The sequence below is a fragment of the Paenibacillus sp. BC26 genome (genome assembly GCF_900116125.1).
GTDB lineage: Bacteria > Bacillota > Bacilli > Paenibacillales > Paenibacillaceae > Paenibacillus_Z > Paenibacillus_Z lignilyticus.
Genome location: NZ_FPAD01000001.1, coordinates 136465 through 152149, shown reverse-complemented (window position 1 = coordinate 152149; position 15685 = coordinate 136465). Strand labels below are relative to the sequence as shown.

General features: G+C 51.4%; 13 protein-coding genes. All 13 read right to left on the bottom strand.

Going from position 1 to position 15685, the window contains the following annotated elements:
- Window positions 1–40 precede the first annotated feature (40 nt).
- Window positions 41–895: a sporulation protein YunB gene (gene yunB, locus BM412_RS00690; protein ID WP_091212495.1), complete on the bottom strand. Its 855-nt coding sequence runs from the start codon at window positions 893–895 to the stop codon at window positions 41–43.
- An 81-nt stretch (window positions 896–976) separates the two neighbouring features.
- Window positions 977–3295: an ATP-dependent helicase gene (locus BM412_RS00685; protein WP_091212492.1), complete on the bottom strand. Its 2319-nt coding sequence runs from the start codon at window positions 3293–3295 to the stop codon at window positions 977–979.
- A 129-nt stretch (window positions 3296–3424) separates the two neighbouring features.
- Window positions 3425–4585 (bottom strand): GerAB/ArcD/ProY family transporter, encoded by a 1161-nt coding sequence (locus tag BM412_RS00680; RefSeq protein ID WP_177245593.1) that lies wholly within the window; start codon window positions 4583–4585, stop codon window positions 3425–3427.
- Window positions 4531–4776 (bottom strand): hypothetical protein, encoded by a 246-nt coding sequence (locus tag BM412_RS32000; RefSeq protein WP_177245592.1) that lies wholly within the window; start codon window positions 4774–4776, stop codon window positions 4531–4533. Before BM412_RS32000 ends, BM412_RS00680 begins: the two co-directional genes overlap by 55 nt.
- A gap of 11 nt (window positions 4777–4787) precedes the next feature.
- On the bottom strand, window positions 4788–5975 hold the full coding sequence (locus BM412_RS00675) for a Ger(x)C family spore germination protein (RefSeq protein WP_091212487.1): 1188 nt from the start codon (window positions 5973–5975) through the stop codon (window positions 4788–4790).
- Window positions 5965–7059 carry a GerAB/ArcD/ProY family transporter gene (locus BM412_RS00670; RefSeq protein WP_177245591.1) on the bottom strand — a complete coding sequence of 365 codons (1095 nt, stop codon included), beginning with the start codon at window positions 7057–7059 and terminating at the stop codon, window positions 5965–5967. The genes BM412_RS00675 and BM412_RS00670 overlap by 11 nt, the downstream gene beginning before the upstream one ends.
- Window positions 7059–8576: a spore germination protein gene (locus BM412_RS00665; RefSeq protein WP_256256059.1), complete on the bottom strand. Its 1518-nt coding sequence runs from the start codon at window positions 8574–8576 to the stop codon at window positions 7059–7061. Before BM412_RS00665 ends, BM412_RS00670 begins: the two co-directional genes overlap by 1 nt.
- A gap of 441 nt (window positions 8577–9017) precedes the next feature.
- Window positions 9018–9296: a hypothetical protein gene (locus tag BM412_RS00660; protein ID WP_143111534.1), complete on the bottom strand. Its 279-nt coding sequence runs from the start codon at window positions 9294–9296 to the stop codon at window positions 9018–9020.
- Window positions 9297–9398: 102 nt separating this feature from the next.
- A complete protein-coding gene (locus tag BM412_RS00655; RefSeq protein ID WP_091212478.1) occupies window positions 9399–10376 on the bottom strand; it encodes an ABC transporter ATP-binding protein in 978 nt (325 codons plus the stop codon).
- A complete protein-coding gene (locus BM412_RS00650; protein WP_091212476.1) occupies window positions 10373–11431 on the bottom strand; it encodes an ABC transporter ATP-binding protein in 1059 nt (352 codons plus the stop codon). Before BM412_RS00650 ends, BM412_RS00655 begins: the two co-directional genes overlap by 4 nt.
- On the bottom strand, window positions 11398–12360 hold the full coding sequence (locus tag BM412_RS00645) for an ABC transporter permease (protein WP_091212473.1): 963 nt from the start codon (window positions 12358–12360) through the stop codon (window positions 11398–11400). The genes BM412_RS00650 and BM412_RS00645 overlap by 34 nt, the downstream gene beginning before the upstream one ends.
- On the bottom strand, window positions 12357–13328 hold the full coding sequence (locus BM412_RS00640; protein ID WP_091212472.1) for an ABC transporter permease: 972 nt from the start codon (window positions 13326–13328) through the stop codon (window positions 12357–12359). Before BM412_RS00640 ends, BM412_RS00645 begins: the two co-directional genes overlap by 4 nt.
- Window positions 13329–13411: 83 nt before the next feature.
- The gene (locus tag BM412_RS00635) at window positions 13412–15184 is read right to left on the bottom strand and encodes an ABC transporter substrate-binding protein (RefSeq protein WP_091212469.1); all 1773 of its coding nucleotides are present in this window, start codon (window positions 15182–15184) and stop codon (window positions 13412–13414) included.
- Window positions 15185–15685 lie beyond the last annotated feature (501 nt).

Sequence of the window (15685 nt, the reverse complement as noted above, 5' to 3'; positions counted from 1 at the left end):
GCTAATCACGCAGGCCTATGCCTTGATTAGCGCTCTTTGTTTAGGGTTCGTCCGTCGGCGCAAGCGTCGGCACATCAGCATTGCCGCTGCTGTTCCCCTCCGCGTCATGCGTCTCCGTTGTCGTGGACACGCCGTCTCCGCTCTGTTCCATCGGCAATGAAATATTCGGCGCGCCCGGCGCGGAATCCCCGACGGGATTGCCTTTATTATCGTAATAGTACATCGGCACGTCGCCAACGACGAGCAGATACGAAATCGGAATTTCGGTTTCGACGAGCTCCGGCTTTGTATCAAACGGGATAATGATCGACACCTCCGCCACAATGTGCATATAGACTTCTACCAGTATCATATTGATTCCGGCATCCTTCTGCCGCGTATTCAGATCGACCTTCACCGCTCCGATCGGCTCAAATTTCACGGGAATGCGCGGACCGAAAGAAGCGATAATCGCGCTGCCGAGCGCCTGACCAAGAGGGATCCGCTCCGGGATATCGCCCATCTTGTTCAGTGTCGTTTGCACGGTATCGATCGTTTCGGAAGTGATCCGCATATGCTCGGCATAGTTGAGCATGAAGCCGGAAATTTTGCCGCTGGCATTCGTCTTCCAATCGATCAGTTTATCCGCCGCATTGGAGTTCCCGGCAACCTGATCCGTAATCGCTTTGTTGATCGATTGCGTAGCCACCTGCTTCACGCGCACAGTGGCGACAGCCATAAGCGGGCCTTGTAAGTTGCGCTCAATGAAGATAAACGTCTGCGCGAAGAACAGAATAAACAGCAGCATCAAGAAGATCAGCAGCTTGCGTCTGCTTATCTTCTTCCTGGGCGACTGGGATCGGGATCGGCGCCGCCTGCCGCTGCTTCGCCAGCCCCTTCTTCCCCATTTGCGCATGCGACGGCCTCCTTCGTGGGCGGTCTTCCACATCTCCACTCCAAGCTAGCTTATGCGGAGACCGTCCAAAAAAGAAGACAACTAGTGCAGCTCAAGCAACCCCATTTCAAGACAAGCGGCAACCGACAATTTACGGACGCCGGTCGTAAATCGGATCTCGATAAATTCCGCTCCAACCGCGATCAGCTCCCCGCTGCCGAACACGCGGTGCTTCACCTGCTGCCCCGGCTTCAAGGACGAAACACTCTTCAGCGCATTCGGATTCGGCGGCACAAACGACTGCGCGGAGCTGCTCGTAACCGTCACCGTTCCGGAAGTTTTACGAGCTGCTCCGGCCCTTGCCCGTCCGACAATGCCACCGCCGGCACTCGATGCAGCTACTTGCGCCGATGCAGCCGCAGTCTGTTCCGCACCCGGAGGCGTCTGAAGATAACGGACAGCCGTCACGAATTGGGACTCCCGGACCTCTTCCCCGTCCCGTTGTCCGTAAGTCAGAAGCACAAGCTGCTGTTTCGCCCGCGTCATGCCGACGTAGAACAGCCGGACCGCTTCTTCCATTTCCGGCGAAACTTCGCCTTCCACCTTCTTCATATCATCGTTAGACGGAAGGATACCGTCGATCAGATCTATCATATACACGCGCTCAAACTCCAAGCCCTTGGCGCTGTGCAGCGTGGAGAAGGTAACGGCATTGGCGCTCTTGTTGCGTTTGGACGCCTTCATGACCGCTTCCAGGTACTTCAGCCGATTCGCGAAATCCTCCAGCGTCTCCAATCCAATCGCGATATCCTCAAGCGTATTGAGGATGCCGATCAAATTCTCTTTGCGGAAACCGAGCCGCTCGCACATTTTCTCCAGCGCTTTCTCGTATCCCAGCTTGTAGCGGATCGTTCGAATCGCCGATTGCGGCGCCGTCTCCTTCAGCGAGGCAAACGTATCCTTGCAATCCTGCAGCTGCTTCGGCTGGTAGTCTTGCAGCGGCACGAAACGAATCAAGTTGTCGAAGACCGACTCATTGTTCTGAATCTGGCTGAGCGCCGCCATTTGCGTTTTGGTAATATAGCCGTTCAGCTTCGTATGAATCTTCTCCAGCAAATCCGGCCGTTTGTCCGTATAAGCCATACGCATGAAGTTCAGGATGTCCTCCAAAATCCAATGAGAGAAGAAACGGTTGTCGCCGTCCTTCATATAAAACGGAATGCCTCTACGATCAAATTCGTTCATAAGCGAGATGGAGGACGAGTTGTTCCGATAGAGCACAGCCGTCTCTCGCAAATCCTCGATAAGCGCCACTTTGTCTGCCACATACTTAGCCTGCACCTTATAATCGGCCAAACTCTTAATTTGAACCGGACGATTGCTGGGATTGCGGGTAAACATATTTTTATCATAGCGGTTGTGGTTACGTTTGATGAACCGGTTCGCAATGCTCACGATATTACGCGAGGAACGGTAGTTCTGCTCCATCTTCAGTATCGCCGCATCCGGGTATACCTGTTTAAAATCCAGCAAATACTGCGGTTCAGCCGCGCGCCACGTATAGATACTCTGATCATCATCGGCAACGACGCACAAACAGCCATGTCTGCGCACCAGTTTCCCGATAATGGCATGCTGCACCAAGGACGTATCCTGGCTTTCATCCGTCAGTACATAATCGAACTTGTTCTGGTACTTCCAGAGGAGCTCGTTGCTCTGCTCCAGCGCGCGGTTCGCGATAACGAGCATATCGTCGTAATCGACGAGCAGCTTGTCGCTTCGCGTACGTTTGAATGCTTCGTATTCCTTGAGCAGAAGGGCTGCATCCGGAACATCGCATTTCACGCTAGCCCACTCGGCTTTGGGCACCAGCTTGTTCTTAATGAAGCTGATATAGGTAGTGAGTTCTTCCATCTGCTCTTCCGTTATGTTATCGCCTCGAACCTTCCGGTAAATATCCCGAAGGATCAGCTTCTTATGAAGAGGCGGATTATGCTCATCGAAACCGCCGGTTGGCTCATTCTCTCCTTCGCCGACTTCTATCTCTACTGCGCCTTCGATAATTTGAAAAGAAGTATGCGAGCGACGCAAATATTCACGCATCACTTCGAATGCGAGACTATGTATGGTAGAGAAATCGACACTGCCTGAAGGCATCTCCGGGAAAAACCGGCTAAACCGGTCTTTCATATCCTGCGCGGAAGCTTTACTGAACGTAACCGCCTTGATACGCGAAGGATGGACACGTTTCACTTCGATCAGGTAGCCGATTCGCATGATGATGGTCGTTGTTTTTCCTGAACCGGGCGATGCCAGCAGCAGCAGCGCACCTTCGGTGTGCATAACGGCCTGCTTCTGCACCTCATTGAGCAGAACGCCCAGTTCCTCTTTCTTTCTAGCGAAAAAATCCGTCGTTGCCATTTCCGAAATGTTCCTTCCATTCCATAAACGTTAAAATTCCCTCTGACGCGGCTGCGGGAGGGAGTCTAAGTAGATCCGTCTATGATTGTATAGAACAAGTATCCTCGTTTGCTCCCTTGTCCGCAATAGTTATTTTCTGCCTTCGGCGGCACGGCCCTTCGACCTTAGCTTGGCAATGCCCCACAGCAGAAGCGGCACACCTACACAATGCACCGGAAGCAGATACGGAATGGCAATTTTCTGCGGAAAATAGACCGAGCTTTCGATGAAATCTCGGGGTATGAAAGCAAGCAGCATGACGAATGGGGCTACCCCCCACATGAGTCGCTTCCACTTCTTCACCCCCAGCCACTGGGCCGTCCCATACGTACTGACGAAGAAATAGAGAGAGACTTTAATAAACACGCTTATGATCCAGATGGCGACCACAAGCGAGTCCAAATTTTGAAGAAAATCAAAATACGTCATGTAGCGGATTAAGTTGAAGAACGGATAGGTCAGACCCGCGCCGGCACCATAGCCGATGACAGCCACCAGCAGAAAGGTCGAGATGCACGTCAGCAGGCCTGCCACCCCTACGCCGAGCATGGCCGGCTTCGTGCCCGATTTCGGTTTCGGAACGAAGGCAAACAGCATGATGAGAATAATGCAATCGCCTAGAAAGGTCGTCGTCGGGAGTGAGCCTTGAATGATCGTTTTGATTCCCGTATCGCTGTAAACCGGGAGAATGTGATTCCAACTAAAGCCCTTGGAACTCAAGATGAGCGGCACGAAGATGCCAAGCAGGATAAAGGGGCCGAATACCTCGCTGCAGCGCGCGATGACTTCAATTCCGCCACTCGCCACATAGATCGCGACAAAGAGCATGCCGAGAATCGTAACTACCATAGGCGTTCTCGGCAATATCGTGGCCGCAATAAACTCCGCATACTGGCGTAAGATGATTGCCAGAACACTGTACCAGTACAGGAAGTACAGGAAGATGAACACATGGCCTGCCCATCTGCCGACAATGAGCAGCACATATTCCACAAAGGTCTTTCCGGGATACAGCTGACTGAGCCGCGCGCTCACAAAAGCAATAAATACGCCAAAGACGCTTGCGATCACCATCGACAGCCATGCATCCTGCTTGGCGGTTACCAGAGCCGGGTTAATGGTTAGCAATATGGTCATGCCTGCTTGCATGGTCGCGATCAACCAGAACAGCTGCTTGCCGCCGATTCGCATCTCTTTCATGATTGTCCCTGTCCGCTGCCGATCAGCAGCCTGCCAAGCGGTCCAAACCATAGCTGCAAAAGCTCCGATGGACCCGGAAGGCGAGGATACATATACAACAGCGCACCGAGACCAAAGCCGATCGTCAATAAAGAAAAATAAGCGATCCGCTCTTTTCTCGGAGCATTGCGTACCCAATACCACTGGAAGATGGATACAATCAAACTGCATGTCAATAAAGCGGGAATGGATTTCCAAGTCATAGCCTCTGCTCCTAATCGCTAGATCTCGCTCTTACATTAGACAATCCCGGGCGCAGTAAGACGGCATCCGGCTCAATCTTAACCTCCACTTTCGGAAATTGCTCATCCCAGTCATTCTCCGTTTCCTGCCATATTTGAGGATAAGCCCGGTGAAATTCTCCTGCAAAGTCAAATACATCTGCTTGCATGCCCAATTGAATTCGTTTAAGCGCATTTCTGATCTGCTTCTTCATGTCCTGCTCAAGCGCGAGCTCTACCTTCCTGACGCCCGCTTCACTGGAAGCCAAATTAATGCTGGTCGTATTCTGCAGCGTATCGTTCTCCGAATGAATACGTACCGTCATACTCCACTTTCCGTCGCTGATATGCGGGATGAGCCTGGTTTTGCTTCTCAGCATTTGCACGGATAGGGCCCCTTCTTCTCCTTTCGGAACGACCGTTACGACCGCATATTCGATTTCATTCCGAAGCCACAGAAGGCCTCTCGTTGTTTGCTCGTCAACAATGCCGACCATACGGCCGTTTTTGAAGATCGCCGTTCCATTCTGATAGCGGGCCGACCCGATGTTCGCTGCATTAGGCGGCTTAAGCTCTCTCAGCCATGGCAATGCAAAGGCATCGGCATTCTCTGTCAGCATTTCGGAGACCTCGGCCAGCGTAAAGCTCATGGCGGTTTTGCTCTTAGCGAGCTCCCGCAATACCTCCGAGGTATCTCGCTCCAACGTAGACTGGAACGCCAAGACACTCCGCGCTTTGTTACGGCAGACATAAATATAGGCACGTTCTCTGGGCTGAGGTGCTCGCATGAGATAATCCACATCGTCGCGGATGCCAAGTTTCGCCGCTCCCTCGCCAAAGATGATGACTTCGGCATGTCCCCAAAACAGTTTCCTCGAAAGCTTGTCCTGCACATGGGATAGGGCATCGGCAATATTCACTCCGGATGATGTAAGCACGAATGTGTTGGAAGATCCGCTCCCGCCCTTATCTCCCATGCCCGCTCCGCCTCCCCCTGCTGCTCTGGGCACATAAATTTGCAAGGACAAATCGACTTCGTTACTGCTTGTCCTATCGATTGCAGCTCCCGTTATCAGCGCAAGATCGTTGATTTCGATACGGTCCCAGCAACCCGTGAGCATAAGCAGCCAGCAGACGCATGAGGTTTGAAGGAGAATTCGTGAACGCCTCTTAGCTTTCATGACTTTTCCTCCCCTTGAGAATCGCGATTAGGAGCAGCAATGCAGGAACGAACAGTTGAAAGAGAAAAGTGTAGACCGGCACGCTGGTACCCAAGACTTCGCGCAGCATTTGATAGTTAGGCGCACACCATATACTGACGAGGATAACCAACAGCCCTATAGGCGCAATAATCGTACGATAATTCGGCAGCTTCAGGAACTGGGCGGTCCACAGGACCGTCCCATAGAAATTAACGGTCACCTTAATGAAGATTCCGATCAGCCAAGTGGCCATCAGCAACGATTCGATATGTTCCAGGAAATCCGATAACGAAATATAGCGAACCGCGACAAGGAACGGATAGTTGAACGCTTTGCTCAAGTTACCGAACATGAACAATATGGAAAGGTTGATCAATAACAACGTCATGGTGACGGATGCGACGCTGATCAATGACCATTTAAGCGTCTTGCCTTTATGCTTAGTCAGGTAAGGCAGGAACATCGAGATGATGAAGTACTGCGAGAACCACGAAGCAGGAAGAATCGAGCCTCTGAGCAGGGGGAGCGTTCCGTACTCCAAAACCGGGTACATTTCCTTCCATCTCATATCCGGGATCATAATGATGAGCATCGCAAGGATAATGATGAGCGCAATCGGAATGAGCAGCTGCGCTGCACGAGCCCATGCTTCGAGCCCCATATACAGGGCATAGGCACAAACGATCATCAAACAAATGACGATCACGATCATCGGCGTCTGAATGAGAAAAGTCGTGGCAATGAATTCGCCATATTGGCGAAGCACCATCGCGTTGGTGTAAATAATCGATATCACATAGATCAGCGCCAAGCTTTTGCCGAGGTAACGCCCCAGAATCGTTTCAATATATTCGATAAAGGTTTTGTTCGGATACCTGAGATGCAAAGCGACCATAACACCGATAATCATGCAAGCGGGTATTCCCGCAAGGATCGGAGTTGCCCACATATCGCGGCCCGCTGTGACCATGGAAATGGAAGGCGCGCTTAATACTAACGTAGCCAGAATATAGGGATGCATGAGAAAAGCGAGCTGCAACTGCGAAATACGACCCTTCTCCATCATGGCGACTCATTCCCTTTGGGCGGACCCGGTTTCTGGCCTGCCGCCACTTTCGTCTTGTTCGGCGCTTTCTTCGACAGATACGGTCTTGTGCGCATCATCCAAATCGGTGCACGCACCAGCACATCCTTCAGCTCGCTGCCTTTCATTGGCGCCAGCGGCTGCAGATATGGGATCCCGACGGAGCGAAGGGAACACAGATGGATAACGACCACAATGACGCCAAGCATGAGCCCGAGCAAGCCCAGCATGCCGGATAACACCATGATGGGGAAACGCAGCATCCGAATCGCGATGCCGCTGCTGTACTGCGGCATCATGAATGAGGCGATACCCGTAATGGCAACCACCATGACCATTGGTGCGGATACCAGTCCGGCCGAAGTCGCTGCTTGTCCGATTACAAGCGCGCCTACGATACTGACGGCGGCGCCGACTTGCCTCGGCAAGCGTACCCCTGCTTCGCGGAGCGCTTCGAAGGATATCTCCATGAGCAAAGCCTCCACGAGCGCCGGAAAGGGGATGTCCTCCCTGGATTTCGCGATGCTGAGCAGCAATGAGGTGGGAACCATCTCTTGGTGAAACGTCATAATCGCTACATAGAGGGACGGCAGAATGAGCGTAATGATAAAGAACAGGTAGCGCAGCCACCGGATAAACGTACCGATCAAGAAACGCTGGTAGTAATCCTCCGGCGATTGCAGCATCGTGAACAGCGTTGCAGGCGCTATCAGCGCGAACGGCGTACCATCCACCAGTATGGCAACTCGCCCCTCCAGCAAGGAGGCGCTCACGACGTCCGGCCGTTCCGTCACTTGAATTTGCGGAAAAGGGGAGAACGGATTGTCTTCAATTAATCCTTCGATATAGCCGCTCTCCAATATGCCGTCAATATCGATACTCTCGATACGCTCGCGCACCTCTTCAATCAATGACGGCTCTGCGATGCCATCGATAAACGAGATGAGCACTTCCGTGCGGGTATGGCGTCCGAGATAGTAAGGAATCATTTTGAGCGAAGGCGTTTTGATTTTACGGCGAATCATCGCCGTGTTGACGCTAATGGTCTCGGTGAACCCTTCCCTTGGTCCACGGACGACTGCTTCCGCTCCCGGCTCCTCGATGGAGCGCTTCTCCCACTTGGCAAGGCCAATTGATATGCCCTGTCTCATGCCATCAATGACCAGCAGCCCGCAACCATTGGATAAACATGCGATCGCATCTTCCAACGCATCGTGCTCCAGCACGAGAGACAGCGTCAGAATAGAAGCAAGCCGCACCGACGTGATGTCGCCGGATTCCTCAGCCGGCAGCTCCAGCAAGGGCCTGATGACATGCTGATCCAGCAGTTCTACATTGACTAAACCATCTATATAGACAACAAATGCATCCGTGGTATCCCCTATCGAAAATTCACGGAACATCACATCTTTGCAATCCGTGTAAATCTCATGCAGCAATTGATTATTATCAGCCAGCACGGTGGAAAATGGTTGTGACTGTTTGGGTGCATCCATAGGCAGGCTCCTTGTTAGTAATACGTTAATTTTTTCCATAAAGCACCTGTGATAAACGCAAGACCGTGAAAACAGAGGCACCTCCCCCTCTTCGAAAGGCGCGCAGCTTACCAGCAATCCTCGAAATTTCCGCCAATGTAGTAGATCCCTAGACGGGCTGCTTTCTACCATTCCCACGATTCTCCGCCGATGTAAATCCCTAGGTGAGCTACTTTCTACCGTTTCCCCCGAAGTCCCGCCGATGTAGATCGCTAAGTGAGCTACTTTTCCGATCATGTACGGTACGCATTACCTCTCTTTGACCGCCACCCACCGTTGCCCGCTCATGTGCGGTAACTGTTACCTCTCTTTGACCTCCAACCACCTTTCCGCTTTCATGTGCGGTAACCATTACCTCTCTTTGACCTCCAAACACCATTGCCCGCTCATGTGCGGTAACCATTACTCTCTTTGACCGCCAACCACCATCGTCCGTTCATGTGCGGTATCCATTACCTCTCTTTGACCGCCAGCCACCGTTGCCCGCTCATGTGCGGTAACTGTTACCTCTCTTTGACCTCCAACCACCTTTCCGCTTTCATGTGCGGTACGCATTACCTCTCTTTGAACGCCAACCACCTTTTCGCGTTCATGTGCGGTAACCATTACCTCTCTTTGACCGCCACCCACCGTTGCCCGCTCAAGTGCGGTAACTGTTACCGTTCTTCGAAATGGCAACACCTTCGCCGAATCCAATCCCGCTCGGCGCACCCGGCCGGAACGCACAAAAAAACTGCCCCAAAAGTGTACACACACACTTTTGGGGCAGCTTCTTCTAAAAATCTAGCTCTGCAACGGATAGTGACACGCTGTCTGCCGTTCATCAACGATGACGCGCAGCTTCGGCTCCTCTGTCTTGCATCGATCCTGCGCGAACGGACAGCGCGGGTGGAAGCGGCAGCCCGAAGGCGGGTTGGCCGGAGACGGAACATCCCCTTCCAGTATGATGCGATCCTTCTTCCGCTCCGTTGTCGGCTGCGGAATGGCTGACAGCAGCACGGAAGTATACGGGTGAAGCGGCTTCGCGAACAGCTCCTCGGTTGGTCCTACCTCGACCATTTTGCCCAAATACATGACCCCTACGCGATCGGATATATGCCGAACGACGTTAAGGCCGTGCGCAATGAACAGGTAAGTCAGACCCAGTTCTTTCTGCAGCTTCACCATCAGATTGAGCACCTGCGACTGAACGGAAACGTCCAGCGCCGACACCGCTTCATCGGCCACGATGAATTTGGGATTGAGCGCTATTGCCCGGGCAATGCCGATTCGCTGCCGCTGACCGCCGGAGAATTCGTGCGGATAACGATTGCGGCGCGAAGCATCAAGGCCGACCAGCTCCATCAATTCCACGACGCGGTCATCGATCTCCTTAGCCGTCATTCTCCGGTGAACCTTAAGAGGCTCGCCGATCAGATCGCGAACGAGAAAACGCGGGTTCAAGGAACCGAACGGATCCTGGAATATGATTTGCATCTCTTCTCGAAGCTTGCGAAGCTCGCCGGATCCTACCTCTTGAATGTTGCGTCCCTCGAACTTAATTTCTCCTGCCGTTGCCTGCTTCAAATTCAGCAATACGCGGGCAAGCGTAGACTTGCCGCAGCCGGACTCGCCTACAAGACCGAATGTTTCTCCGGCTCGGATGCCGAACGAAACGTCGTCGATCGCCTTAACCTGTCCTACGACGCGGTTCAGCAAGCCGCTCTTAATCGGAAAATATTTCTTCACATTGGAGGCTTCGATCAAATATTGGCCGCTCATGAATGTGCCACCTCCAGCTTGCTCTTAATCGTCACTTTCAGCTCTTGGCTGTTGAATGCGCCTGGCCTTGGATCTGCTCCATCATGATCATCCAGCCAGCATGCAGCCTTATGTCCCGATGGCGAAGTTTGCATCACCGGCTCCTTATGACGGCAAATATCCATGGCGTACGGGCAGCGCGGGTGGAAACGACAGCCTTCCGGCAGCTGGCTGATCGGCGGAATCGAGCCTTTGATCGTATACAGATCACCGCCCCGTTCCCCTTCTAAGCCCGGAATGGATTTAAGCAGCCCAATCGTATACGGATGACGAGGCCCATCGAATATCTCCTTCACCGTTCCTTCTTCCACTACGGTTCCCGCGTACATGACCGCAATGCGGTCTGCCACCTCGGCTGCTACGCCCATATCGTGGGTAATCAGCAGCATCGACATATTGAACTCTTTCTTCAACTGAAGCAGCAGGTCCAGAATTTGCGCCTGAACCGTCACGTCGAGCGCCGTTGTCGGCTCATCCGCAATCAGCAGCTCCGGGTTGCAGGCGAGCGCCATGGCAATGACGACACGCTGGCACATGCCTCCGGACATCTCATACGGATACTGCTTCGCGCGAATTTCCGGTGCCGGAATGCCGACGCGGCGCAGCATCTCGATGCTTTGCCGCCAAGCTTCCTTCTTCTTCAAGCCTTTATGAATACGCAGCGCTTCTGATATCTGGTCACCAACCGTAAAGACCGGATTAAGTGCAGACATCGGATCTTGGAAGATCATCGTAATCAAATTGCCGCGGATTTTGAGCATGTCGGATTGTTTCTTCTTCACCAGATCTTGACCGTTAAACAGTACTTCGCCATCTACAATCAAGCCGCCTGCATAATCGATGAGACGCATGACGGACATGGCCGTAACGCTTTTGCCGCTGCCGGATTCGCCGACGACGCATAGCGTTTTCCCTTTTTCCAAATCGAACGAAACCCGATCCGTCGCCTTGGCTAAACCTCTATCAGACAGAAAGCCAGTTGTTAAATTCCGGATTTGGAGAATTTTTTCCGCCATCTGTCCAGCCTCCTTCGAGGAATCGTTGTCTTCCTAGGATCCAAGCCATCGCGAATGCCATCGCCGATAAAGTTAACCGCAAGCACGACAAGCAAGATACATAACCCCGGATAAATCGCTTGAATCGGGTCTGTCAGCATAAATTCCTGCGCGTTGCTCAGCATTAATCCCCAGCTTGTATTCGGCGTCTGAACGCCGAGTCCAAGGTAGGAAAGGGCCGATTCACTCAGAATCGCTCCGCCTACCATGAGTGTCGCCGTAACGATGATCGGTGCCGAAGCATTGCGAAGCAAGTGTCGGAAAATGATGCCAAGGTCAGAAACGCCCGTAGCCTTAGCTGCCTCTACATACTGCATTTCGCGAAGCTGCAAGTACGTGCCGCGGACAAGCCTGGCTACGCCCATCCAGCTCGTCAAAGCAAGAATCAGAATCATGTAACTAATCTTCGAGCCAAATATAGCCAGGATCAAAATGTTCAGGAACAACGTCGGAATCGAGTTCATAACGTCAACGAACCGCATCGCAATCGTATCCACCCAACCGCCGAAGTAGCCGGCAAACGCGCCGACAAGCGTACCGATAAATACGGATACAAAAGCAACGGAGAAACCAACGGTAAGCGAGATTTGCGAGCTATGCAGCAGTCTGGAGAAAATATCCCGGCCCAGCTCATCGGTGCCGAGCAGATGACCATCCGTCCCTGCCGGCAAATTCGGAAACATCATATCGATGCGCGTTGGGTCATAAGGCGAGAACCAATTTGCTCCAATCGCCGCAATGACGAATATAGAAAGGATCACAAGACCGGTAACGGCAAAAGGGTTCGTACGGAACTTCTTCCAAGCGGTCTTCCACGGTCCGTCCGGACGTTTGTCCAAGGCCGCTTGGGTACCGGAGGCTGGCTTCTTCTCAAGCACTGCGTTACTCATGATGCCGCGCCTCCTTTAGAGCCTAATTGCACCCTAGGATCGACAACGGCGTATAAGATATCGGCAATCAAATTGCCGACGACGACGATAACGGATACGATCAGCGTAATGGACATCAGCACGGAGTATTCCCTTGCTACAGCCATATCTACGAATAAGCGTCCCATTCCCGGCCAGTTGAACACACGCTCTGTTAGAGCAGCTCCGCCTACCAGAATCGGCAGGTCGAGACCCAGAATCGTAATGATCGGAATCAGTGCATTGCGCAGGGCATGGCGAAAAATAACCCTTCCCTCTTTCAGCCCTTTCGCGCGAGCGGTACGAATATAATCCTGGTTCAATACCTCCAGCATGCTTGCACGCGAATACTTCGTGTACGCAGCTAGAAATCCGAGCGTCAGCACGGATACCGGAAGAATCAAGTGCAGGAACAGGTCGCCGAGGTTACCCTCTTTGCCCATGGTATACATATCCGATAAAGGCAGCAGATCAAGCTTGAGCGAGAAATACTCCTGCAATATAATGCCAAACCAGAACGTCGGCATCGCGAATCCAACATAGGAAACGAAGTTGGCCGTCTGGTCGGAAAGTCCATATTCGGCTGTACTGTTATAAATCCCCCAAGGAATTGCGATCAAGAGCGAGAAGAGCCATGCAGCGCCCATTAATACCATTGTGTTTTGCACGGTTGGCCACAGAATGTCGCCGACCGGAATATGATTCTTAAACGTATAGCCGAGATCGCCCGTAAGCAAATTGCCTAGCCAAATCGTATATTGTACAAAGATGGGACGGTCGAGCCCCAAGTTATGGGCTTGTATCGCTCCAGCTTCCGGTGATAAGCCGGGGGCTAAAAATATCTTCGTAGGTCCGCCGGGTGCGGCGTGAATCATGAGGAACGTAAGAATCGAAATTAAAAATAGTACAAGGACGGATTGCAGTGTTCGGCGTATCATATATTCAGTCATTCCAGCGCCCCTCCTTTTACTGAACACAAGAGAAGGGCCTGTTGGCCCTTCCCTTGTTCAGGTATGCAGTATGATTGTCGAACCTATTCTGTTGCCCACCAGTTGATTGCATGGTACAAGTAGCCGTAGCCGAGGGCAGATTCCGGTTTGTCTTCTTCAGCCCAGTGGATCTTCGTGGAGTCTACAACTTGTGGAAGTCCATATTGGTACAAGAATACATAAGGAAGGTCAACCGAGATTTGTTTGCCGATTTCATGGTACACATTTGCGCGCTCTGTTTGATCTGTAGTCAGTTGACCTTTGGTCCACAAAGCGTCGATTGCTTCGTTCTTATACCAGCCGCCGTTTTGGCCGGTTGGCGGGTAATATTTCGAAGAGAAGATGCTCTCTGCATCCGGATCCGGGTTAGACAAGGACCACGAAAGCAGAATGGCAGGGAACTTACCAGGCGTGATGTTCTGGTCGATCCATGTTGCAAAGTCAATGCCTTTAGGCGTTACTTCTACGCCAACATCCTTCAGGTTCTGCTGGATGATTGCGGCAACTTGCTCACGACGGCTGTTGCCGGCGTTGTATTGCAGTTCGAAGGAGAAGCGGTGTCCGTCTTTCACAAGGATACCGTCTTTGCCCGCTACCCAGCCGTCTTCAGCCAGAAGAGCTTTTGCTTTCTCAGCGTCATAAGCGTAGTTAACGGCTTGGTCACCCGGATCTGCCCATGAACCCGGCAGGAATGGCGAGTTCATCAGCTTACCGGTTCCTTTAAGAACATTGTCGACCATACCTTGACGGTTCAGTGCAGTAGCAATGGCTTGACGTGTTTTTTGACCTTTGAACGGTGAATATTTATCAGGGAAGTTCTCATCTTTGAAGTTGAATTGTACGTATTCGTATTGAGGACCCGGAGCAAGAATCACGTTCAGATTCTCTTTCGCCTTAATCGCATCGATTTGGGTAACCGGAATCGCTGGAGACATTTGAATGTCGCCTTTGATCAGGGCTTGTACTTCTGTATTTTGGTCAGCGTAAATTTTGTAGATGATCTTAGCCAAGTGCGGCTTTTTCTCGCCCCAGTAGTTCGGGTTCGCTTCAAGCGTGATGTATTGGCCTTGTTTCCACTCTGTAAATTTCCACGGACCGCTTGTAACGGTTTTCGCAGGATCTACGCCGTATGCGTTCTTGCTCAGTTCTTTAACCGGTACATCCTTCAAGATGTGGGAAGGGACCAGGGAGCTTGCAAGCGTGTATTGGAATGGTGCATACACTTGCTTCAGTTTGAATTCAATCGTCGTATCATCGACTTTGGTGATGGTATCGATTTTGTCGACTGTGCTGATACCAGGTGCGCCGGCATCAGGGTTTTTAACCGTATTGAAGGTGAAGAGAACGTCGTCTGCAGTAAGCGGCTGACCGTCGTTCCATTTTGCAGTGCTTTTGATTTTGACTGTATATGATTTGCCGTCTGCGCTGATCACTGGAAGCTCGGCAGCAATCGACCAAGGCTCAACTACCAGGTTGGCATTGCGGTCTACGTCGTATAACTTGGCGTTGATTAATGTTTCAATATCGCCGGAAGAAGTGTCATTGATATAAATAGGGTTTACAGAGACGATATCGGAGAATGTACCAATCGTCATGGTTCCGCCGTCTACAGGCGTGTTTGGATCAGGAGTCGCGGGTGTTTCAGTCGTAGTGTCGGTGTTTGTGGTAGTGTTCGTTGCTTCAGTTGTGTTAGCAGGTTTGTTGTTCGTTGTTGTATTGGCGTTGTTTGCATTGTTATTACCGCTGCAACCCGCCAACATTACTCCAACAAGAGCGATGACAGACAAACAGGAAAACCAATTCGATACCTTCCTCATCTTGTTCATTCCTCCCCATGATCTCAACAAAATGATTACATAAATTGACTTTTGTTGAAATATACCAAACTATTAGAATTTTCTCAAAACTTTTTTGCGAGATTCATAGCCTTTTCTGAAATCTTTAGAACTTCTTTACCAAGAGTGCCTTCAAACGACCAAATCCCCTATTAAATGACTCCTTTCGAACGCTAGTATTTGATGCTGCAGTTAGGCTGCTTGACTTCGAAATCATTGTAATCGATTTGACATTTACAGTATATTGGGGGAATTTCAGCATAAAAGAAAGCGTTTTTAACAGTCCAATCTACCGAAGTCTTGCATTTACAAGATTTAAACATGTCATGAGTTGGGGGAATTGGATGGTGCGGATACTTCCGGCTATTTTCGAAAAATAGGCTTAAAGTAGGTCTCATGTATCTTTATGCAACAGTGTCAATTCGCTTCAACGCGTTGCCGCGTCCCCTCAAAATGACAATATTCTTCACCGCGTTTACCGAT

What these genes read in the sequence shown, in the direction of transcription:
- yunB (WP_091212495.1), bottom strand. Translation starts at nt 895, where the DNA reads ATGCGCAAATGGGGAAGAAGGGGCTGGCGAAGCAGCGGCAGGCGGCGC.
- BM412_RS00685 (WP_091212492.1), bottom strand. Translation starts at nt 3,295, where the DNA reads ATGGCAACGACGGATTTTTTCGCTAGAAAGAAAGAGGAACTGGGCGTT.
- BM412_RS00680 (WP_177245593.1), bottom strand. Translation starts at nt 4,585, where the DNA reads ATGGTTTGGACCGCTTGGCAGGCTGCTGATCGGCAGCGGACAGGGACA.
- BM412_RS32000 (WP_177245592.1), bottom strand. Translation starts at nt 4,776, where the DNA reads ATGACTTGGAAATCCATTCCCGCTTTATTGACATGCAGTTTGATTGTA.
- BM412_RS00675 (WP_091212487.1), bottom strand. Translation starts at nt 5,975, where the DNA reads ATGAAAGCTAAGAGGCGTTCACGAATTCTCCTTCAAACCTCATGCGTC.
- BM412_RS00670 (WP_177245591.1), bottom strand. Translation starts at nt 7,059, where the DNA reads ATGGAGAAGGGTCGTATTTCGCAGTTGCAGCTCGCTTTTCTCATGCAT.
- BM412_RS00665 (WP_256256059.1), bottom strand. Translation starts at nt 8,576, where the DNA reads ATGGATGCACCCAAACAGTCACAACCATTTTCCACCGTGCTGGCTGAT.
- BM412_RS00655 (WP_091212478.1), bottom strand. Translation starts at nt 10,376, where the DNA reads ATGAGCGGCCAATATTTGATCGAAGCCTCCAATGTGAAGAAATATTTT.
- BM412_RS00650 (WP_091212476.1), bottom strand. Translation starts at nt 11,431, where the DNA reads ATGGCGGAAAAAATTCTCCAAATCCGGAATTTAACAACTGGCTTTCTG.
- BM412_RS00645 (WP_091212473.1), bottom strand. Translation starts at nt 12,360, where the DNA reads ATGAGTAACGCAGTGCTTGAGAAGAAGCCAGCCTCCGGTACCCAAGCG.
- BM412_RS00640 (WP_091212472.1), bottom strand. Translation starts at nt 13,328, where the DNA reads ATGACTGAATATATGATACGCCGAACACTGCAATCCGTCCTTGTACTA.
- BM412_RS00635 (WP_091212469.1), bottom strand. Translation starts at nt 15,184, where the DNA reads ATGAGGAAGGTATCGAATTGGTTTTCCTGTTTGTCTGTCATCGCTCTT.